General features: G+C 66.8%; 16 protein-coding genes and 1 pseudogene. 8 read left to right on the plus strand and 9 right to left on the minus strand.

Annotation, left to right across the window (positions count from 1 at the left end; all coding sequences use genetic code 11):
* The first annotated feature begins 49 nt into the window (after positions 1–49).
* The 3 genes from G6N13_RS09060 to G6N13_RS09070 are packed head-to-tail and all read left to right on the plus strand — an operon-like array spanning position 50 to position 3,575.
* Positions 50–1,063, plus strand: coding sequence for a MaoC family dehydratase (locus G6N13_RS09060; protein WP_163696366.1), 1,014 nt, complete (start codon positions 50–52; stop codon positions 1,061–1,063).
* Between the two features lie 41 nt (positions 1,064–1,104).
* Positions 1,105–2,238: a CoA transferase gene (locus tag G6N13_RS09065; RefSeq protein WP_235677980.1), complete on the plus strand. Its 1,134-nt coding sequence runs from the start codon at positions 1,105–1,107 to the stop codon at positions 2,236–2,238.
* Positions 2,232–3,575: an amidohydrolase family protein gene (locus G6N13_RS09070; protein ID WP_163696370.1), complete on the plus strand. Its 1,344-nt coding sequence runs from the start codon at positions 2,232–2,234 to the stop codon at positions 3,573–3,575. Before G6N13_RS09065 ends, G6N13_RS09070 begins: the two co-directional genes overlap by 7 nt.
* Here the strand turns inward: G6N13_RS09070 and G6N13_RS09075 are convergent.
* The 4 genes and pseudogenes from G6N13_RS09075 to G6N13_RS09090 form a co-directional block, all read right to left on the minus strand.
* Positions 3,527–4,764 (minus strand): annotated as a pseudogene (locus tag G6N13_RS09075) (13E12 repeat family protein). The gene G6N13_RS09070 and the pseudogene G6N13_RS09075 overlap by 49 nt on opposite strands.
* A gap of 92 nt (positions 4,765–4,856) precedes the next feature.
* Positions 4,857–6,038 (minus strand): acyl-CoA dehydrogenase family protein, encoded by a 1,182-nt coding sequence (locus G6N13_RS09080; RefSeq protein WP_163696372.1) that lies wholly within the window; start codon positions 6,036–6,038, stop codon positions 4,857–4,859.
* Entirely contained in the window at positions 6,035–7,132 is a 1,098-nt protein-coding gene (locus G6N13_RS09085; protein WP_163696375.1) for an acyl-CoA dehydrogenase family protein, read from the minus strand. Before G6N13_RS09085 ends, G6N13_RS09080 begins: the two co-directional genes overlap by 4 nt.
* Before the next feature lies 1 nt (position 7,133).
* Positions 7,134–8,021: an alpha/beta hydrolase gene (locus G6N13_RS09090; RefSeq protein WP_163696377.1), complete on the minus strand. Its 888-nt coding sequence runs from the start codon at positions 8,019–8,021 to the stop codon at positions 7,134–7,136.
* 151 nt (positions 8,022–8,172) lie between these two features.
* On the opposite strand from G6N13_RS09090, the gene G6N13_RS09095 reads away from it, so the two are divergent.
* On the plus strand, positions 8,173–10,116 hold the full coding sequence (locus G6N13_RS09095; protein ID WP_163696379.1) for a flavin-containing monooxygenase: 1,944 nt from the start codon (positions 8,173–8,175) through the stop codon (positions 10,114–10,116).
* A gap of 7 nt (positions 10,117–10,123) precedes the next feature.
* On the plus strand, positions 10,124–11,149 hold the full coding sequence (locus tag G6N13_RS09100; protein ID WP_163696381.1) for an alcohol dehydrogenase catalytic domain-containing protein: 1,026 nt from the start codon (positions 10,124–10,126) through the stop codon (positions 11,147–11,149).
* A 9-nt stretch (positions 11,150–11,158) separates the two neighbouring features.
* On the opposite strand, the gene G6N13_RS09105 is transcribed toward G6N13_RS09100, so the two are convergent.
* A complete protein-coding gene (locus G6N13_RS09105; RefSeq protein ID WP_163696383.1) occupies positions 11,159–12,796 on the minus strand; it encodes an amidohydrolase in 1,638 nt (545 codons plus the stop codon).
* A 99-nt stretch (positions 12,797–12,895) separates the two neighbouring features.
* On the opposite strand from G6N13_RS09105, the gene G6N13_RS09110 reads away from it, so the two are divergent.
* From G6N13_RS09110 to G6N13_RS09120, 3 genes are all read left to right on the plus strand, one after another.
* Positions 12,896–13,882: a glycoside hydrolase family 6 protein gene (locus G6N13_RS09110; RefSeq protein ID WP_163701907.1), complete on the plus strand. Its 987-nt coding sequence runs from the start codon at positions 12,896–12,898 to the stop codon at positions 13,880–13,882.
* 143 nt (positions 13,883–14,025) lie between these two features.
* Positions 14,026–15,222, plus strand: coding sequence for an alpha/beta hydrolase (locus G6N13_RS09115; RefSeq protein ID WP_163696385.1), 1,197 nt, complete (start codon positions 14,026–14,028; stop codon positions 15,220–15,222).
* A 58-nt stretch (positions 15,223–15,280) separates the two neighbouring features.
* Entirely contained in the window at positions 15,281–16,702 is a 1,422-nt protein-coding gene (locus tag G6N13_RS09120; RefSeq protein ID WP_163696387.1) for a WS/DGAT/MGAT family O-acyltransferase, read from the plus strand.
* Here the strand turns inward: G6N13_RS09120 and G6N13_RS09125 are convergent.
* From G6N13_RS09125 to G6N13_RS09140, 4 genes are read right to left on the minus strand one after another with little or no spacing between them, the layout of a single operon-like run.
* Positions 16,699–17,634 (minus strand): DUF4436 family protein, encoded by a 936-nt coding sequence (locus G6N13_RS09125; protein WP_235677981.1) that lies wholly within the window; start codon positions 17,632–17,634, stop codon positions 16,699–16,701. The genes G6N13_RS09120 and G6N13_RS09125 overlap by 4 nt on opposite strands.
* Entirely contained in the window at positions 17,627–18,913 is a 1,287-nt protein-coding gene (locus G6N13_RS09130) for an alpha/beta hydrolase (RefSeq protein WP_163696389.1), read from the minus strand. The genes G6N13_RS09125 and G6N13_RS09130 overlap by 8 nt, the downstream gene beginning before the upstream one ends.
* Entirely contained in the window at positions 18,882–20,519 is a 1,638-nt protein-coding gene (gene fadD12, locus G6N13_RS09135) for an acyl-CoA ligase FadD12 (RefSeq protein ID WP_163696391.1), read from the minus strand. Before fadD12 ends, G6N13_RS09130 begins: the two co-directional genes overlap by 32 nt.
* Positions 20,519–21,259, minus strand: coding sequence for a lysophospholipid acyltransferase family protein (locus G6N13_RS09140; protein WP_235678056.1), 741 nt, complete (start codon positions 21,257–21,259; stop codon positions 20,519–20,521). Before G6N13_RS09140 ends, fadD12 begins: the two co-directional genes overlap by 1 nt.
* Positions 21,260–21,273: the final 14 nt, after the last annotated feature.

Genomic DNA, 21,273 nt, shown 5'->3' on the forward strand with positions numbered 1-21,273 from the left:
GTACGGCCATATTGACACGGAACCGGAAGAACCGCCAGTATGAGCGACTGTGACTTTGTACGGCCATATTGGTGGGGGTGAGGCAGGCGGGCCCTACTTCGATGATCTGGTGGTCGGGCAGGTTTTCGACTGGGTGCCGTCGATGACACTGACATCCGGTGTGGCAGCCACCCACCAGGCGATCCTCGGCGATCGAATGCGACTGTCGCTGGACGCCCACCTGACCCATGCCGTCGTCGGTGGCGATGCCCCGCTGGCGCACCCGGCGCTGGTGTGCGATGTCGCGATCGGCCAGAGCACGCTGGTGACCCAGCGAGTCAAGGCCAACCTGTTCTACCGCGGCCTGACGTTCTACCGCTATCCCGTCGTGGGCGACAGCCTGTTCACCCGCACGGAAGTGGTCGGGCTGCGCCAGAACACCGCCAAGCCCGGTCGTGCGGCGACGGGGCTGGCAGCGTTGCGGATGACCACCATCGACCAGGTGGGCCGGCTGGTGCTGGACTTCTACCGCTGCGCGATGCTGCCGCTGAGTCCGGACGCCGCCGATACCGGCCATGCCGACGATCTGTCGCAGATCGGCGCCGATCTGGCTGCCGCCCCGGACCCGACCGCCGACTGGAATGCGGTGGCCTTCCGGGAACGGGTTCCCGGTCCGCACTTCTCTGACGATATGGCCGGTTCGGTCCTGCGCAGCACCGGCGACGTCGTCAGCTCGGCTCCGGAGCTGGCCCGACTTAGCCTGAATATTGCTGCCACCCATCATGATTCGCGGGTCGGGGGCCAGCGTCTGGTGTATGGCGGGCACACCATCGGGCTGGCGTTGGCCCAGGCCAGCCGGCTGCTGCCGAACGTGGCGACGGTGTTGGGCTGGCAGTCCTGCGATCACACCGGACCCGTGCGCGAGGGCGACACGTTGTACAGCGAGCTGCATGTCGAGGCGGCTGATGCGCTGCCCGACGACCGCGGTGGGGTGCTCACATTGCGCTCGCTGGTGTACGCGGCGGCCGACGAGAGCGGCGACCGGCAGGTGCTGGACTGGCGGTTCACCGCGCTGCACTTCTAGTGCTGCGCCGTGGCCGACAGGTCTCGCGCGACAATGGTGGGGTGGACGGCGGCGGCGCGGACTGGGTGGGCAGCGGCGTGCTGGCCCGCGCCTATGCGGTAGCCGCTGAACTGGCCGAATACCTGGCCGTGCGGGTCGACGCCGCCGCCACCTTGACGGGCCGGGCCGCGCTGCTCGGACTGCACCGGCGCGGCCGGATTTCGGCCGGCGGCGCCACCCGCCTGATGCCGACGCGTGACGGCTGGTGGGCGCTGACCCTCTCCCGCCCCGATGACATCGACGCCATCCCGGCTCTCGTCGAGGCTGACACAGTGCCGGATGACCCCTGGTCGACGATCGCGCAATGGGCCGCCCCGCGCGACGCCGACGAGGCGGTCCAGCGGGCTGGCCTGCTGGGTCTGCCTGCCGCGCGACTCGGTGAGGCGACGGCCGAGTCACCTCGGGTGACTCAGCACGGAAACCGGGTTGCACCCCGATCGGCCGCGGGCCTGCTGGTGGCCGATTTGTCCTCGATGTGGGCCGGCCCGTTGTGCGGGCAGGTTCTGGCCGACGCCGGCGCGACCGTCGTCAAGGTGGAAAGCCCGGCCCGCCCGGACGGAACCCGCACCGGCGACCAGGTGTTTTACGACTGGATCAATCACGGAAAGCTCTCCTACGCTGTAGATTTCGATCGTGACAGCGAACGCCTGCAAGCGTTGTTGGCGACAGCCGACGTAGTGATCGAGGGGTCCCGGCCTGGCGCACTGGCCCGGCGGGGCTTGAGCCCGGAGACCCTGCCGGGCCCGGATGGCAGGGTGTGGTTGCGAGTCAGCGGACACGGGCCGGACTCCCAGCGCGCCGCCTTCGGCGATGACGCCGCCGTGGCAGGCGGACTGGTAGACACCAGCGCGAGCGGCCCGGTGTTCTGCGGCGACGCGATCGCCGATCCGCTCACGGGGCTGGAATCCGCACTGGTGGTGGCGCATTCCTTGTTCCGCGGTGGGGGGGAGACCATCGAGGTGTCGATGTCGGCCGTGGCGGCGGGCTACGCGGCGCTGCCCAGCGCGTCATCACAATCCTCAGCATCAGCCCAGCCGCCACAGCCGCCACCGCACGTCACACGCGCATCGCAACTCGGTGCCGACAACGTCGCGGTCGATGCCCTTGTCAGTCAACGAAACTCAGTCACATGCTGATCCAGCGAGCCCGCCTGCTGGACGGGCGCGCCGCCGATATCCGAGTGACCGTGCGCATCGAGGAGGTCACCGAGGGGCTGACTCCGCACCGGGGTGAAACGGTCCTCGATGCCGCGGGTGGCACTGTGATAGCGGGTCTGCACGACCATCACGTTCACCTGCGCGCCGCCGCGGCGGCACTGGATTCCGTCCAGGTTGGGCCCGCACGAGTCCACGACCGCGCCGCACTCGCTCGCGTGCTGGCCGCGGCGCCCGTCGGCATCGACGGCTGGGTCCGCGCGGTCGGCTACCACGAATCCGCTGCGGGTCCGCTCGACCGGTCGGTCCTGGACGAGCTCTATGGAGCTGTGCCGCTGCGTATTCAGCACCGCAGTGGCGTGCTGTGGTTCCTGAACTCAGCGGGCCTCGCCGCCGTCGGCCTGCCCGACCACCCCGACGGTACGTTGCGCAGTCACGACAGCTGGTCGGATGCGGTGGCACGCCGCGACACCAACCTGGCCGAGATCAGCCGTCGGCTCCTGGGCTACGGGGTCACGGGCGTCACCGATGCCACCCCGGCTTTGGGCACCGACGATATCGTCACGCTGACCGAGGAGCATCGGCACGGGGGATTACACCAGACGGTGCACTGGCTGGCTCCGGGAAAGCGGATCTTGCACGATGATTCGCTGGATCTCGACGAGCTGACCAGTTGGATTGCCGCGCAACACAGGACTAGCGGCGCCGTCGCCCTGCACTGTGTGACCGCCAGTCAACTGGTCGTCAGCCTGGCCGCACTGCGAGCGGCAGGCACTCAGCCCGGTGACCGAATCGAGCATGCGGCCGTGGTGCCTGCCGACACCATCGCCGAACTCGCGGATATCGGTGTGCTGGTGGTGACCCAGCCCAACTTTGTCGCCGAACGCGGTGAGCAGTACCTCGCGGATGTGGAGGCCGCCGACCAGCCCGCGCTGTGGCGGCTGGCCTCGCTACTCGATGCCGGTGTGCGGGTCGCGCTGTCGACGGACCTACCGTTCGGCGGCGCCGATCCCTGGGCGGCGATGCGCGCCGCGGTCTACCGCACAGCCGCCACCGGAGCTGTGTTGAATGCCGGTGAATGTGTTTCGGCCACAGCGGCTTTGACGATGTTCGCCGGCCATCCGGACCGCCCCGACGTGCCGCGGCTCATCGAACCCGGACAGCCGGGAGATCTGTGTGTGTTGGGTGCGCCGCCGGCCGACGTGCTGGACACTCTCGACGCTGACCTGGTGGCCGCCACCGTCATCGCCGGGCACCCGCACGTGATCGATCAATCCCTTTCGTCATCTTCGAGTAGTAATCGTTCGGGGTGGTGGTAGTCGTTGACGCCGCCGGTGAGCATGGGTAGTCCGGGTGGTGGGATCCATTGGGTGTGGCCGTTGGCGAGTGTGCGGGTGTTCCAGCTGCCGGTTTCGACGAGGTTGTTGTCGGGTGGGCAGGCCAGCCGCGGTCCCTGGCGTGCAGGATGATTCGCTGATCGGCGCAGGCGTTCCGTTTGGTGCGGCCCAGCCATAACGCTCGCCCCTTCACCCCGTCGAACAACGTGAGGTAGAGGTAGGCGTGGCTGGCCATCCGGATCAGATCGGGGATCGGCAGCAAGGTGCCTCCGGCGGTGACGGCATGCCCGGCCTTGTTCTGCAGGTCGTGGACGGTGGCGGTGGCGATGACCGTGACGGGTAGCCCGTTGTGCTGGCCGAACTTCGGATCGCCGAGCTGTCCACGCACCAATGCTGTCAGCGCATCATGCTGACGCTGCCCACAGCTGCGCCGGTCTCGCTCCTGGACCTCATCCGAGGGTGCGACGGTCGGGTTATCGTCGGCGGGGTTGCCCACGCCGGGGGCGGCGAACTTGGCGAACCAGGCGTCGAGTTCCGAGCGTAGTTCGGGGTCGGCGATCAACCGGCCGACGCTCATCCCGTCGACCTGTTGACCCCCACACCACACAAACCCGCGTTTGCGGGCGCGGTCCTCATCGGAAAACGTGCCATCGGGATTGAGATGCAGTGCGAGCCGGTGGGCGAGTTTCTCCAGCTGATCCGGGCGCAGATTCACCGCATGCTGGGCTAAGGACTGCTCGGCCTTCTCGATCTCGACTGGTGCTATGTGGTCGGGGAGGTCGCCGAAGAACTTCTGAATGACCCGCAGGTGCTCGCCATCAAGTAGTCCGTCGTGCCACGCGGTCGAGGTTTCTGGCAATTGGGGTGGCAGGGGTTCTCCGGTCAGCGTGGTCCGCGGCGCGAGTTGTTCGGCGTTGCGGATCCGCCGGTTGGCCTCCTTGCGGCTGATCCGCAACACATCCGCCAACGCAATCCCCACCGGCGGGCACCCCTCAAACCGCTCCAACCCGGCCACCCCGGCATGAGAGACCGCCGTCAGCCGACGCTGAGCCGTTTCCACCCACTCCAACACCGCGAACCGCTCCGGAGCGGCCAACTCCTCGATGTCAGCGGCACTCACAAGTTCGACTGCGGCGTCGAGCGCATCCAGCGCCGCCAGAACCGAACTCATACCTCCGAACACTAGTGCGAACCACCGACAAAAACCGCACCCACCAGGGCCCAATCTGGGGATGAACCCGAGACTGGGGACAACTCCTTCGGTCAGCTCGACGTCGGCAGCTCCCTGAACGCTGTATTCCGATAGGGATCCGGCTCTTTCGGTAAACCGAGAACGCGCTCGCCGACGATATTGCGTTGGATCTGGTCGGTGCCGCCGCCGATCGAGGTGAAGTACGCATTCAGCGTCCGGAATGTCACCGCATCACCGACCGGATTGTCCGGACCGCTCAACATCGCCTCCGGGCCGGCGATCTCGGTCTGCACCTTCGCCGTCTCGTGCAGGATCCGTGACATCGCGATCTTGCCCAGCGCCAACAACGTTGCAGCCTCCGCACGATCACTGGTTGCCTTGGCCCGCTGGGTGTTCCATCGGTTCACGGCCGCGTAGGCCTCTACCCGAGCGATCTCCTGCCGGATGAACCCATCGCCCAATCGTCCTGCGCAGCGGGCCATTTCGATCAGGCTGTCGGCATCGGCCTGTGGTTTGCGGGCCGAACGCGTCGTGCGGGCCAGATCGCCCATCAGCCGCCGCTCGTAGGACAACGCCACCTGCAGCACCGACCAGCCGCCGCCGGGTTCGCCGACCACGTTGGCGTCGGGCACCCTTGCGCCGGAGATGAACACCTCGTTGAACTCGGACTCGCCGGTGATCTGGTGGATCGGGCGAACCTCGACGCCGGGCTGGCGCATCGGGAACATGAAGAAGCTGATCCCCTTGTGCTTGGGCACATCCCAGTCGGTGCGGGCCACCAGTAGGCCGTAGTCGGCTGTCTTGGCGAAGGACGTCCACACCTTCTGGCCGTCGATCACCCAGTCGTCGCCGTCCCGCTCGGCGCGAGTACGCAACCCGGCCAGATCTGATCCCGCGCCGGGCTCGGAATACAGTAGGCACCACTTGCTCTCACCGCGGATCGATGGCGGGATCAGCCGGTGCTTCTGCTCGTCGGTCCCCAGATCGTGCAGTGTGCAGGCGAACAAGTTCGCCCGGTCATGCCCTGTCCCCGGCGCGCCCACTGCCGCGAATTCAGCTGCCACAATGCGTGATTGGGCATCCGAAAGTCCTCGGCCCCACCATTGCGGCTCCCAGCCGGGTACCGCCCAGCCGGCGTCGAACACCAACTGTGCCCACTGCCTGCGGTCCAAGGAAGAATCCCAGTTGCCCGCCAGCCACTGGCGGACCTCGTCGCGCACCTGGTCGTCGGTCGTCGTGCTTTCGTGGTTCACAGTGCCTCCCGCAGCCGGATATAGCGTTCCCGGTGCCACGCCGGGTCGCCGAACAATTCGGCATCGGTCCTGGCCCGCCGCAGGTACAGGTGGGCCGGATGCTCCCAGGTGAAGCCGATCCCGCCATGAACCTGGATGCTGTCGGCCGCTATCGTCACGAACGCCTCCGAGCAATATGCCTGTGCAGCAGCCAGATCCACCAGCCGCCCGGGTTCATCGGCGTCGAACGCGGCGGCGACGTGGCGAGCCGCGGACAACGCCGACTCGGCGTCGAGCAGCATGTTGGCGCACATGTGCTTGATCGCCTGGAAACTCCCGATCGCGCGCCCGAACTGGAACCGGGTCTTGGCGTACTCGGCGGCCATCCGCGTCGCCTGCATCGCACCGCCCGCCTGCTCGCCCAGCAGCGCCACCGATGCGAGATCCAGCGCCCGGTCGAGCGCGGCGGCTGCGCCGTCCAACGCACCCACCAGTCGGCCTGGCGTGTCACTCAACACCAACCGGCCCAGCTTGCGGGTCGCATCGACCGTCGACAGTGCGCTGATCTCCACACCAGGGGCATCGGGCTCGACGGCGAACACCGCGTCCCCGGCCAGGACATAGATTCGCCCAGCGATCGTCGCATCGAGTACGTAGGTCTTCTCGCCCCACAACCTCCACTCGAATCCGGCTGGGCGCGCCACGGTCTGCGGTGTCAGCGGCGCACGGGCCGACCCGGACTCGGCGAACGCCACCGTCGCGAGAAGTTCACCCGCGGCGATGCGGGGCAAGGAATCGGCCTGCTCCTTGGTGTCGCCAAGCGCCAGAACGAGATGAGTGCTCAGCAAAGTCGACAGGTACGGCGCGCACAGCAGCGCCCGGCCCATCGCTTCGGCGACCAGCCCCACCTCGACCGCGCCGGCGCCGGAGCCTCCGAACGTCGCGGGTATCGCCAGGCCCAGCAGCCCCATCGCGGCAAGCTCGGACCAGACCGCGGGGTCATAACCGGTGTCGGTGGCCATCAACCGGCGGACCTCGGCCTCGGGTGACCGTTTGTCCATCAGGTCGGCCACGGCGTCGGCCAGGTCCCGCTGTTCAGTCGTCAGCGTGGACAACTCAGCCCTCGAAACGTGCGCGCAGGCTGTCACACTGGCTGTAGAAGAAGGCGTTCGAGATGTCGGCCTTGGCCGCGATCCCGTCGAAACCGTGGAACGCGCCGGGCACCACGTGGACCTGGCACGGCACTCCCGCGGCCCGCAATCGCTCGGCGTAGGCGAGGTCTTCGTCGTGGAACAGGTCGAGTGTTCCGACGCCGAGCCACGCCGGCGGCAGGCCGGCCAGGTCGGTGCGGCGCGCAGGCGCGGCGACCTGCGGGTCGGCACCGCCCAGATAGGCCGTCCAGCCGAACTTGTTACTGGTGGCGTCCCACAGCCGGTGGCCCGGGTTGTAGAGGTGAGCGCCGACGCTGCGGTCGTCGATCATCGGGTATACCAGCACCTGAAAGACGGGCTTCACCCCGTCGCGATCGCGGGCCAGCAGTGCCAGTGCCGCGCACAGTCCGCCGCCGGCGCTGGCCCCGCCTATCGCGATCCGGTCGGCGTCGACGCCGGGCAGCTCGGCCAGCCATTGCAGTGCGGTGTAGCAGTCCTCCAGTGGCGCCGGGTACGGATGCTCGGGTGCCAGCCGGTAGTCGACCGCGGCCACCGTGATGCCGAGCTCCTTGACGAATTTGCGGCACAGCAGGTCGTCCTGGGCGGCGCTGCCGATCACGTAGCCGCCGCCATGGATCCAGAGCAGCGCCGGGGTCGTCGTCAACGTTGCGGCCGGCCGGTACAGGCGGATGCCGATACCCGACTCCAACGTCAGCACGTCGACATCGTCGGTCCGGGCGCGCTGGAACGCGGTCAGCCGGCGGATGACCGGCAGCGTCCGCGGGGTGATCAGCTTGCGGGGGATGAACCGCGCGGCTTTGCGCAGTTCGGGATGGATTTCGGTGGTGGCCACGCTGCCAGTATGGCAACCGACGCTACGGCGCGATATGGCGGCGATACGGCTAGGACGGGACCTTGATCCGTGACGGCCCCGACAGTATCGTGGTGGCGGCAATTACGGAACTGCGCGTAGCGTAATTGTCGATCTGCGAGAGGACACGTCAATGTCGACCAATCCGTATGCGGGGCAACCCTTCACGTCCTCGGACGGCGAGATCGCAGCCGCATTGGAACAAGTCAGCATCCCCACGCTGCTCCTGTCCCTGGTGCACATCACCGGCGATCCGCGCTTCATCCGCGAGTTCAAGCAGGCCGGCGTCTTCCTCAACGAGGTCCAGGGCTTCATGTCCGAGGAGGACAAGGCCAAGGCCCGCGCGCTGGCATTACCGGTGATCGCCGACTATCGCGACCGGGGCTGCCCGGGGCCGGTGCCGCTGAGTCCCGAGTTGATCGGGGAGATGCTGGATTGGGCTGCCTGCGAGCACGTCGACGACGAATACCGGCCGATGGTCCTGGAGGAGATGGACCTCGAGGATGTCGACCCGCGCCGCCCTGTCGCGCTCGACCCCGCGGCCGCCGCCGACTTCCCGGTTGTCGTGATCGGCTGTGGCGAATCGGGTCTGCTCGCCGGAATCCGGCTCAAGCAGGCCAACATCGCGTTCACCATCATCGAGAAGAACGCTGGTCCGGGCGGAACATGGTGGGAGAACAGCTATCCCGGTGCACGAGTCGATGTGGCCAACCACTTCTATTGCTACAGCTTCGAGCCCAGCAACGACTGGTCGCATTATTTCGCCGAACAGCCCGAACTGCGGGCGTATTTCGAAACCGTCTTGGCCCGACACGATCTCGATGAGAACGTCCGCTGGCAGACCGAGGTGGTGTCGGCGACCTGGAACGACGACGACGGCACGTGGCTGGTGATCGTGCGCGCCGAGGACGGAACCGAATCCAGCATTCAGGCCAAGGCTGTCATTACCGCCGTGGGCCAGCTGAACCGGCCACAATTCCCCGATATCGACGGCGCCGACACGTTCGAGGGGCCGTCGTTTCATTCCGCGGCCTGGGATCACTCCGTCGATCTCACCGGCAAGCGGGTCGCGCTCATCGGCGCGGGCGCCAGTGGCTTCCAGATCGCCCCGGCGATCGCCGACCAGGTGGAGCACCTGACTGTCTTTCAGCGCACCGCGCAGTGGATGTTCCCCAACCCGATGTATCACGACAGCGTGGGCGACGGCGTGCGCTGGGCGATGAATCACCTCCCCTACTACAACCGTTGGTACCGATTCCTGGTGATGTGGCCGGGAGCGGACAAGGGTCTGGAGGCGGCCCGCTCGGATCCTGCCTATAGCCACCCCGACGACCCGAACTACGCGGTCAGCGAGATGAACGCCCTGGGGCGCCTGATGTTCACCGACTGGATTACCACCCAGGTCGGGGACGATCCGGAGCTGCTGAGCAAGGTGCTGCCGGACTATCCCGCGACCGGTAAAAGGACGTTGCAGGACAACGGAACCTGGCTGACCACACTGCGCCGTGACGACGTCGAGTTGGTGCGCACTCCGATCGAACGGATCACCCCGCATGCCGTGGTCACCGCCGACGGCGTGACCCATGACGTCGACATCATCGTCTACGCAACGGGTTTTCGTGCCACCGAGGTGTTGTACCCGTTGAACATCACCGGCCGCGAGGGGGTGGATCTGCGCACCGCGTGGGGGGAGCGGCCGTCGGCGTACCTGGGTATCACCGTGCCGGGCTTTCCCAATTTCTTCATGCTCTACGGCCCCGGCAACCATCTGGCGCACGGTGGCAGTCTGATCTTCAACTCCGAGCTGCAGATGCGGTATGTCAACTCCTGCCTAGCCGAGCTGATCACCAACGGCTGGAACGCCATTGAGCCGACGACGGATGCCACCGAGGACTGGCATCGCCGCCATCAAGCCGAGATCGCCACGATGGTGTGGGCGCATCCGTCGATCAAGCATTCCTATTTCAAGAACTCCGACGGAGAAATTCACACCGTGAGCCCGTGGCGCCTGCCGGTGTACTGGAATGCGGTGCGCGACCCGGACTGGTCGAATTTCGTTGTGAATAAAGGGAAGTGAGGAAGTCATGCGCGCGGTGCTCATTGACACGCCGGGATCGGTCCGAGTCGACAGCTGGCCCGACCCGGTGTTGCCGGGCCCGACAGGCGCCATCGTTGCGGTGACGGCGGCCGCAATCTGCGGTTCGGACCTGCACTTCTACGAGGGTGACTACCCGCTCTTCCAGCCCGTCTCGCTGGGTCACGAAGCGGTCGGCAACGTCGTCGAGGTCGGGTCCGAGGTGCGCTCGGTCAAGGTCGGCGACCACGTCATCGTGTCCTCGGTGGCCGGCTGCGGCGCCTGCGCCGGGTGTGCCACCAAGGATCCGATCCAGTGCGCCTCCGGCGCGCAGGTCTTCGGTTCGGGGGTGCTCGGCGGCGCGCAGGCCGAACTGATGGCCGTGCCGGCCGCAGATTTCCAGCTGCTGAAGATGCCCGAGAACATCAGCACCGAGCAGGCACTGCTGCTCACTGACAACCTGGCCACCGGCTGGTCGGCCGCCCAGCGTGCCGATATCCCATTGGGCGGCACGGTGGTGGTCATCGGGCTGGGTGCGGTCGGTCTGTGTGCGGTGCGCGCCGCGTTGTTCCTCGGTGCGGCACGGGTATTCGCTGTCGACCCGGTCGCGCAGCGGCGGGAGCGGGCGACCAAACTGGGTGCCACGGCCATCGCACCGGCCGCGGCGCAGGCGGTCCTAGCGGCCACCGGCGGTATCGGGGCCGACTCCGTCATCGACGCCGTCGGCAATGACACCACGCTTGACGACGCCCTGGCCACGGTTCGGGCCCGTGGCACCGTGTCGGTGGTCGGCGTCCACAATCTCAACCCGTACCCGTTCCCGGCGCTCACCGGGCTGCTGAAAAGCCTGACCTTCCGGATGACCACCGCGCCGGTTCAGCAGACGTGGCCGGAACTGATCCCGCTGCTACAGCACGGTCGCCTCAACGTCGACGATATCTTCACCACGAACCTGTCGCTGGACCAGGCCGCCGAGGGATATGCTGCCGTCGCCGCACGATCGGGTGCGCATGTCAAGGTGATCCTCACACCCTGACGGGCTGGACTACGCGCGATAAACGGTGGTTCCTTCCTTGATGGTTTCGACCACCCGGATATCCTTGATGGTCGCCGGGTCCACCTTCAGCGGATTTTCATCCAGGACAACGAGATCGGCGAGCTTGCCGACCTCCAGTGAGCCCTTCTGATCGGCTTCGCGGTACTGGTGTGCCGCGTTGATGGTGATCGCCTTCAAGGCTTCCAGCGGTGTCACGCGTTGATCGGCGCCGACGGTCTCCCCGCCCCGCGAGATCCGATTCACCGCGCTCCACACCACAAACATCTGATCCAACGGCGTGACGACGAAGTCGGTGTGGTTGGTGGGGCGCAACCCGAGGTCAATAGCCGCGCGCATCGGCGACAGGAAATCTGCTTGGGCCTTTCCCCGCAGCCGCACGTGGGCGTCGCCGAAGTAAAACGTGTGGGGGGTGAAGAACGACGGGATGATGGTGTACTCGAGGTAGCGCTGCAATTGGTCGCGGCGGACGAACTGTGAATGCACCATCACGGTGCGACGGTCCTTGCTGAGGTCATCGGCGGCGGCGAATTCGTGCGCCGCAAGCGCGACGTCGATGGCCGCGTCCCCGTTGGCGTGGATGTCGAGGGGTAGGCCAAGATCGTAAACCTGCTTGAACCAGCCGTTGACGGTGTCCTGGGAGAAGCCGAGTTCACCGCACCAGTTGTGCTGGCCATCGGGCCCATCGACCAGATACGGCGTGGTGAAGTACGCGGTGCGTCCCTGCGGCGAGCCATCCAGGGTGACCTTGACTCCACCGAGCTTGACCCGGTTGTGGTAAGTGCCGAATGTCGCGGCCGGATGGCGTTGCAACACTTCGTCGAGTTCCAGGATGAACGGATAGGCCACCACGTCGATCAGGGTGGCTCCGCCTTCAGCCGCCCGGTACATCAACTCCACGTCGCCCGCGTGGGTGGCGCCTTCGTGCGCAGTGGTGATACCTGCTGCGGCATAGAGCATCTGACCGGCTTTGCTCCAGGCGATCTCCTGCGACTGGGTCGGTTTGGGCATGGCGGCGAAGATCGGAAGGAAAGCGGTCTCCATCACCAGCCCGTCGGGCTCGGTGGAACCCTCTTTGCGCACGATCACGCCGCCGGCCGGGGTCACAGTGTCGGCGTCGATACCGAACATCTGCATGGCCGCCGAGTTGAGCACCGCGCCGTGCATCGAGACATGTCCGACCAGAACGGGAGTGGTCGGGAAGTCGATGTCGAGGTCCTCCTTGTGCAACGTCCGACCGCCGGGCATCAGGGTGTCGTCGTAGCCATACGCGACGATCATCTCGCCGGGCGCTATGTGATGCGTATCCCGAAATGCTCTGAGGGATTTGACGATTGCGTCGACGTCGGCGCCGGGGCCGGCCGGTGGCGCGAAGACGTTCACCTGGTTGGCCACGGTCAGCGAGTTGATGTAGTGGCTGTGCGGATCGAGGAAACCCGGCAGCAGCGTCGCTCCGTCGAGGTCGATCACTCGGGTGGCCGGCCCCCGGTGTGCTGCCAAGAGATCGTCGCGGTCGCCGACCGCGGTGATACGTCCGGCGCGCATCGCCAGCGCGGTCGCCGACGGGTTGGCCTCGTCGATCGTGACGATATCGCCACCGGTGTAAATGACATCGGCGTGGTCGGTCATGTCGGCCTCCCTCAAGGTCGCCTGAGCTAACGTGTGGTGCCCGTCATTGTCGCCGACAGTTGGCGTTTGTTGACCCGCGGCACTAGTTTTTCTTCGGTGATGTCCTCAGCTGCCGGCGCGATCGCGCGATGGATCGCACCCCTCCTGACGGCTGCGGTCGTCGCCGGCCTGGTCCTGGCCACCAATCCCGCGCACGTCGGGCAAGTACGTCTGGCCGACGACGCCGCACCGATCGGCGAACAGCCGTTCTACGTGGACCCGAATTCCGCCGCGATGCGTGCGTCGAAGGCCAACCCGGACAATCCGCAGCTGGCCTACATCGCCAACACGCCGCAGGCGTACTTCATCGACAACCTGGTTCCGGCCGCCGCCGTCAGCACCTACCTCAACGGTGCCTGGGCCGCCGGCGCCATGCCCATGCTGGCCATTTACTCGCTGCCGAACCGCGACTGCGGAAGTTTCGCGGCGGGCGGGTTCGGCTCAGGTGATGCCTACCGCGGGTGGATCGACCGCGTCGCCGCCCAGATCGGCGGCGGTCCGGTGACGGTCATCCTGGAGCCCGATGCGCTCGATATGGCTGATTGCCTGTCGGGTAGCGCGCGCCAGGAGCGTTTCGACCTGATCCGCTACGGCGTGGACACCCTGACCCGCAACCCGGCCGCCGCGGTGTACATCGACGCCGGGCATTCGCGCTGGCTGCCCGCCGACGAGATCGCCAACCGGCTCAACCAGGTCGGCATCGACCGGGCGCGCGGCTTCAGCCTCAACACCGCGAATTTCTTCACCACCGATGAGGAAATCGGCTACGGCGAGGCGGTTTCGGGGATGACGGGTGGCAAGCCCTACGTGATCGACACCTCGCGCAATGGCAATGGGCCGGCCGCGGGCGACATGTATTGGTGCAATCCGAGCGGCCGGGCACTGGGCGTGCAGCCGACCAGGGACACCGGCAACGGCCACATCGATGCGTTCCTATGGGTGAAACGCCCTGGTGACTCCGACGGCTCGTGCGGTCAGGGAGATCCCGGGCCGGGGCATTTTGTGAATCAGTTCGCTATCGATTTGGCCCGTAACGCTGGTCACTGACACGCGTTATTGACGCGTGTGGGCAAACACCCACTTCGGCGGCATGCGATGTCGCACGGTGGATCTCCGGTGTATCCAGCAAAGCAGTGAACATTCCGAAGAATTTGTCGTCTACCACCCAGTAGGCGGGGTACGCTCGCGCAATGACGGTGCGACCGTGGACGACAGCACGCTGGCTGATGCAGGCCGGCCCGGCTGACTACCTGCTGGCGATGAGCGTCGCCTCCGCTCAACTGCCGATTGTCGGCAAGCATCTCGAGCCGCTGGGTGCCATGACCGCGATGAGCGTCTGGGGTGCCCGGCAGATGCCCGAGCTCGTCGGTGCGGCCGCCCGCTCATGGTTCGCCCCGGACGCGGGCGAGGTGCGCAGGATGCAGCGGGAAAGCACGCGAGCGGTGTCCGAGGCAGGGCTGTGCGGTGTGGTCGCCTCCGAGGATCTGCAGATCGAGTGGCCGGCGCCCGAAAAAACGCCTCCGGTCCTCAACGCCTTCGAACACCGCAAGCACCTGTACCGTTCGTCGGTCCGCTACGGCGATGACCCGTCGCAGTTGCTCGACGTCTGGCGCCGCGACGATCTGCCCGCCGAACCCGCCCCGGTCATGGTGTTCCTGCCTGGCGGCGCCTGGGTGCACGGCTCCCGGATTCTGCAGGGGTACGCGCTGATGTCGCATCTGGCCGCTCAGGGCTGGGTGTGCCTGTCGATCGATTACCGCGTTGCGCCCCACCACCGGTGGCCGCGGCACATCCAGGACGTCAAGGCGGCGATCGCCTGGGCTCGCGCCAATGTCGACCGGTTCGGCGGCGACCGCGGTTTCGTCGCTGTCGCCGGGTGTTCGGCCGGCGGTCACCTCGCCGCGCTGGCCGGCCTGACCATCGACGACCCCGAGTTCCAGGCGCACCTGCCGGCCGGGTCGGACACCGCTGTCGACGCCGTCGTGGGCATCTACGGCCGCTACGACTGGGAAGACCGCTCGACCCCGGAGCGCACCCGGTTCGTCGACTTCCTGGAGCGCGTGGTGGTCAACAAGAAGCAGAGCCGCCACGGTGACCTGTTCCGCAAGGCGTCGCCGATCGCGCGGATCCATCCCACGGCGCCGCCGTTCCTGGTGGTGCATGGCTCCGGCGACAGCGTGATCCCCGTCGAGCAGGCCCAGTCCTTCGTCGAACGGCTGCGTTCGGTGTCCCGCTCGGCGGTCAGCTATCTCGAGTTGCCCGGTGCAGGTCACGGTTTCGACATGACCGACGGCGCGCGCACCGGTTCGGTCGCCACCGCAATCGGATTGTTCCTCAACCAGATTCGCCGCGACCGCGGCGCCATGTCCACCAAAGAGGTGATCTGAACCCTCCCCGGTTGTAGTGTCCCGGGTTGGGGGCAAACCGGGTGAAGAGGGTTCAGCAATGAAAAGACTTCGCGGCTGGGATGCGGTGCTGTTGTACAGCGAGGCACCCAATGTGCACATGCACACCCTCAAGATTGCGGTCATCGATCTGCAGGGGATCGGCGACCGGACCTTCGGTGTCGAGGAGTTCCGCCGGGTCATCCGCGGCCGGCTCTGCAAGCTCGGCCCGTTCCGCTACCAACTGATCGACATCCCGTTCAAGTTCCACCACCCGATGTGGCGGGAGAACTGCGATGTCGATCTCGAGTACCACATCCGCCCGTGGCGGGTGAAGGAGCCCGGTGGCCGCCGCGAGCTCGACGAGGCGATCGGCGAGATCGCCAGCACACCGCTGGACCGCAGCCGTCCGCTGTGGGAGATGTACTTCGTCGAGGGGCTCGCCCACGGCCGCATCGCGGTCGTGGGCAAGATCCACCACGCCCTGGCCGACGGGGTCGCATCCGGCAACCTGATGGCCCGCGGGATGGATTTGACCAGTGGTGGCCCCGACCCGGACCAAGAGTTCCCGACCGACCCCGCGCCCGCGCGCGGTGAATTGGTGCGCTCGGCGTTCGCCGACCATCTGCGCCAGATCTCCCGGCTGCCCGGGGTCATCAAGTACACCGCCGACGGAATGCGGCGGGTGCGCAAAAGCTCTCGGAAGCTCTCGCCCGAGCTGACCATGCCGTTCACCCCGCCGCCGTCGTTCCTGAACCACATGCTCACCGCCGAACGCCGTTTCGCCACAGCGACATTGGCGCTGGCTGAGTTCAAGGAGACCAGCAAGGCCCTCGGCGTGACGATCAACGATCTCGTGCTGGCCACCGCCGCCGGGGCGCTGCGCACACTGCTGTTGCACTACGACGGCAAGGCCGATCATGCACTGCTGGCCTCGGTGCCGGTGAGTTTCAACTTCGACCCGGACCGGGTGTCGGGCAACTTCTTCACCGGCATGATGGTGGCCGTGCCGGTGGATGTCGCCGATCCGCTGGAGCGGGTGCGCCAGACTCATGACGCCGCGGTGCTGGCCAAGGAAGGCCACCATCTCGTCGGGCCGGAGTTGATCAGCCGGTGGTCGACGTATCTGCCGCCCGCCCCGGCGCAAGCTCTGTTCAAGTGGTTGTCCACCAGGGACGGCCAGAACAAGGTGCTGAACCTGCCGATCTCGAACGTGCCCGGCCCGCGCGAACACGGCCGGGTCGGCGGCGCACTGGTCACCGAGATCTACTCCGTTGGTCCGCTGACCACGGGCAGCGGGTTGAACATCACCGTGTGGAGCTATGTCGACCAGCTCAACATCTCGGTGATCACCGACGGCTCCACCGTCGGCGATCCGCACGAAGTCACCGATGCGATGCTCGCGGCTTTCTCCGAAATCCGTTTGGCCGCAGGGTTTTCCGGCGAGCTGGCGGTCGTGGAGACCGCCATGCCGCAGGCCTAGTGCCGCTGGGCCGGTGCTTCTTGCGGTCCGATCGGCTCCGGTTCCGGCAATTCCGCAGCGGCCTCCTCGGCGCGCTCGAGGCTGCGTTGATGCCGGAAGCCCATCACGATGCTGGAGATCAGCGCGATCGAGATCACCGCTTCAGCGATGAAGAACGACCCGAAGTCGATGATCGATCCGATCGGTGGGTTGCCGGGAACGGCGTTGCGCAGCGGAATCAACGCGAACAAGATGGCTGCCATCATCGAGCAGGCCGGGAAGATCAGCCCGCGCCGCCAGTGCAGCACGTAAAAGGCCGCGACCACCGCGCCCAGTGCCAGGCCCAGCATCAGCACCATGACGAACACCGCGAAGATCAGCGTGGGCATGCTGCGATAAACCCCGAGACTCACCGCCGCTCCGCCGTTGGAGGCGTCGGCTTTGGTGTCGATCCCGAAGAACGGGTCGGTGTTCACCACCGTAAGGACTACCGGCAGGTCGACGTTGTCGGAGTTGTAGGCGTGCACTTCCAGGCGGCCGCTGTAGCGATCGAACGGGTAGTCGGTGATCGCACCGTCGATGCTGACTCGCTGTTCGATGTCCGGCGCGGAATCGTTGGCCTTGATATCGGCCTTCCAGGTGCCGATGGCGGCGGTCGTCACCGTGGTGTCATGGGCGAAGGCACCGTCGGGGTTGGCCAGCGAGCCGGTCGGACGGATGTTGATGACGGTCACCGACAGTGCTTGTGTCGTCGCATCGACGCGCGTGATCCAGGCGGTGACTTCGATCGCGTCGGCAGCGTCGACGTCGCCGAAGTAGCTGTTCTGATTGGTGCTATGCCTGCTGGTGAGGTAGCCCGCCACGCTCGCGGAGATCACGGCGATCAGAACGCAGAACGTGATTGCCAGCCGTCGCACGCCGACATCGCGCACGCGGGCGAGCTGTCTACGCACGAGGCTCCTTCTTCATCCGGCTGGCGTATACCCACGACAGGAACTGCCCGACTGCGTCGGCCGCGTAATACGCCCGCGGTGAGGAGAATATGTCGAACGCATGCTGGGCTCCCGGTAGTTCGGCGTACAGCACCGGTGATGGCGATACCGCGCGGATCTGCTCGACGAATTCGCGTGCCTCGCCCACCGGGATCAGCGAATCGTTTTCGCCGTGCAGGATGAACAACGGTGGGGCGTCGGCGCCTAGCCGGCAGATCGGCGATGCCGCGGTGTAGATCTCGCGGAATCTGGTGAACTGCCGTTTCACGACGAACCGTTCGAGGTAGCCGATGAACTCGCGACGGCCCTCGCCCTGCGAAGTGAACCAGTCATAGCGGCCATAGACCGGAACCGCGGCCACCACCGAGGTGTCGGCCTCGGCGAAGCCAGGCTGGTATTCGGGATCTCCCGCGGTCAGCGCGGCCAGCGCCGCCAAGTGGCCACCGGCCGAGCCGCCGGTGATCGCCACGAAATCCGGGTCGCCGCCGTAATCGGCGATATTGGCCTTCACCCACGCCAGAGCGCGTTTGACGTCGACGATGTGGTCGGGCCAGGTATGTGCCGGGCTGACACGGTAATTCATCGCCACGCAGATCCAGCCGCGGTCGGCGAGATGGCTCATCAGCGGGTAGGCCTGCGGGCGGCGCCAGCCGATTGCCCACGCCCCGCCGGGCACCTCGAGTAGCACCGGCGCCTTACCGTCGCGCGGCAGGTCCCGGCGGCGCCACACATCGGCCAGGTTGGCCCGGCCGTGCGGGCCGTAGCTGACGATGTTGGTCTTCTCGACGTACTGCCGTCGCGACCAGGTGGTGCGCCAGGCCGTCGGCCGGCCGGTCGACGACGGTGTGCTCGGCAGCGTGTCCAGGACATCGAGGTAATCCGTACCGAGGCCGTCGGCCAGCGCGGCGTCGAGCACCGGCTTGGGGGTGGTCACGTTCCGGCGCTGGATCGCCAGCAGGATCGGCCAGGACAGCGCCGTCAACGTCAGCGCCACGATGCCGCGCCGGCCGCGGAAATCGCCCCGCAGGCCGCGGCGCGCGGCGTCGAGCACCGAACCCGCCAGGTAGATCAGCGGTAGCTCCGAGGTCGGCCAGCCGAACCAGAATATCGCCAGTGTTTTGTAGCCGTTGCGGCCCAGCGGGCGAAACCCGTTGGCGGCATTGGTCAATTCGACGATCGCACGCACCAGCGGGCGCGGGCGTCGCAGATTAGCCGTTAGACGTGCGAGCGATGAGTTCATTACGCAGGATCTTGCCAGTGCTGCCGCGCGGAAGCTCGGTCAGGATGGTGATCTCGCGCGGGACCTTGTAGTTGGCCAACGTCTCGCGGACATGGGACTTGAGGTCGTCGTCGCCCGCGCTGGAGCCGTCGGTGAGCACCACGAAGGCGACCAGCCGTTGACCGTACTGTTCGTCGTCGACGCCGAGCACCGCCGCCTCGGCGACCTCCGGATGTCCGGTGAGCGTCTTTTCCACCTCGATCGGGTAGACGTTCTCGCCGCCGGACACGATCATCTCGTCATCGCGGCCCACGACGAACAGCCGGCCGGCCGCATCGAGGCGGCCGATGTCGCCCGAGGACATGAAGCCGTCGTGAAAGTCCTTGGTGCTGCCCTCCGAACCAGATGATGTGTAGCCGTCGAACTGGGTGGAGTTCTTGACGAAGATGCGCCCGACCGCACCGGTGGGGACGGTGTTGAACGCGTCGTCGTAGATGCGGATCTCGGTGCCGACCGCGGGCTTGCCCGCGGTGTCGGGCGCGGCGCGCAGATCGGCCGGGGTGGCGGTGGCGATCATGCCCGCCTCGGTCGCGTTGTAATTGTTGTAGATGACGTCGCCGAACTCGTCCATGAACGTGGTGACGACATCGGCCCGCATCCGCGACCCCGAGCACGCCGCGAACCGCAGTGAGCGGCCGCTGTAGCGCTTCCGGACGTCGTCGGGGAGGTCCATGATGCGGTCGAACATCACCGGCACCACGCACAGTCCGGTGGCCTGATACTTGTCGACCAGGGCCAGCGTTGCCTTCGGGTCGAACTTGCGGCGGGTCACCACCGTGCACGCCATTGCCGAGGAGAACACCAACTGCGAGAAGCCCCAGGCGTGGAACATCGGTGCGACGACCACCGTCGTTTCGCCCAGCCGCCACGGTGTGCGGCTCAGGATCGCGATGAGATTCCCGGCACCGCCGCCGGAGTGCTTGGCGCCCTTGGGGGTTCCGGTGGTGCCCGAGGTCAGCAGGATCAGCCGGCTCTTGCGGTCGGTCTTCGTGGCCTTCTGTCCGCGGTGCGCCGTGATCAGCTTCTCGACGGTGGGGGCGTCAGTCTCGGTGTCGGTCCAGGCCTGGATGCGGCTGGCCCCCGGCCGGTCGGCCAGAGCCCGGTCCACCGAGCCGGTGAACTCCTCGTCGTAGATGACCACGTCAGCCTTCTCGCGGTTGACCACCTCGGCCAGCGCGGGTCCGGCGAACGACGTATTCAGCAGCAGCACGTCGGCACCGATTCGGGTGGCCGCGATCAGTGACTCGACGAAACCGCGGTGGTTGCGGGCCATGATGGCGACCACGTCGGGCCTGCCATCGGGCAGCTGCTGCAGGGCCGCGGCCAGGGCATGGGCTCGCTCGTCGAGCTCGCGCCAGGTCAACGTGCCCAGCTCATCGATCAGGCCGGGGCTGTCGGGGCGGCGAGCGGCGGCCGTCGCGAACCCCGTCGCGATTGTCAGCCCCTCGTTGCGGGCGGCGGCCACCATCCGCACCATCCGGTCCGGGCGCATCGGGGTCAGGAAGCCGGCCTCGGCGAGCGTGCGGACGGCATCGCCGACCGACGTCAGCCGCGACAACAGATCCATCAGCCGATCACCGGGAAGCGGCGCTTGGAGGCTAGCTCGTCGAGCGCCTCCTGCATGACGCCACGGACGTGGGCGTCGACGGCGTCGATATCGGGGTCTGCACCGAATTGCTCGGTGATGTGGACCGGCTCGAGCACCTGCGTGACGATCTTGGTCGGCAGCGGGACGTTCACCGGAACGACCGCGCTCAGCCCGAAGGGGAAGCCGAACGAGATCGGCAGGATCTTGGCCCGCAGCAGCTTGTCCAACCGCAGCGCCTTGGCCAGGCCGGTGCCGCGGGTGAGGAAGAACTGGCTTTCCTGACCGCCGATGGACACCATCGGCACGATCGGGACGCCGGCGTTGATCGCGGCCTTGATGTAGCCGGTGCGGCCGTCGAAGTCGATCCTGTTCTCGGCCAGGGTCGGGCGGTAGACGTCGTAGTCGCCGCCGGGGAAGACGATCACCACGCCGCCGGAGCGCAGCGCCTCGTCGGCGTTCTCGTGATTGGCCCGGATGAAGCCGTTGCGAATGAAGAAGTCGGCGGTCGGCCCGGTCACCACCAGGTCATGGCTGAGCGTGTAGACCGGCCGGTCGTAGCCGAAGTGTTCGTAGAACCCCAGCGCGAACACCGGCACGTCCATCGCGAAGAGTCCGCCGGAGTGGTTGGACACCACCAACGCGCCACCAGGCGGGAATGACTCGAGGCCCGTGACCTCGCTGCGGTGATAGAGCTTGAGGAATGGGCGCAGCACGCCCATCGTCTTCTCGACCA

Source organism: Mycolicibacterium sarraceniae, assembly GCF_010731875.1.
GTDB classification, from domain to species: Bacteria; Actinomycetota; Actinomycetes; order Mycobacteriales; family Mycobacteriaceae; genus Mycobacterium; species Mycobacterium sarraceniae.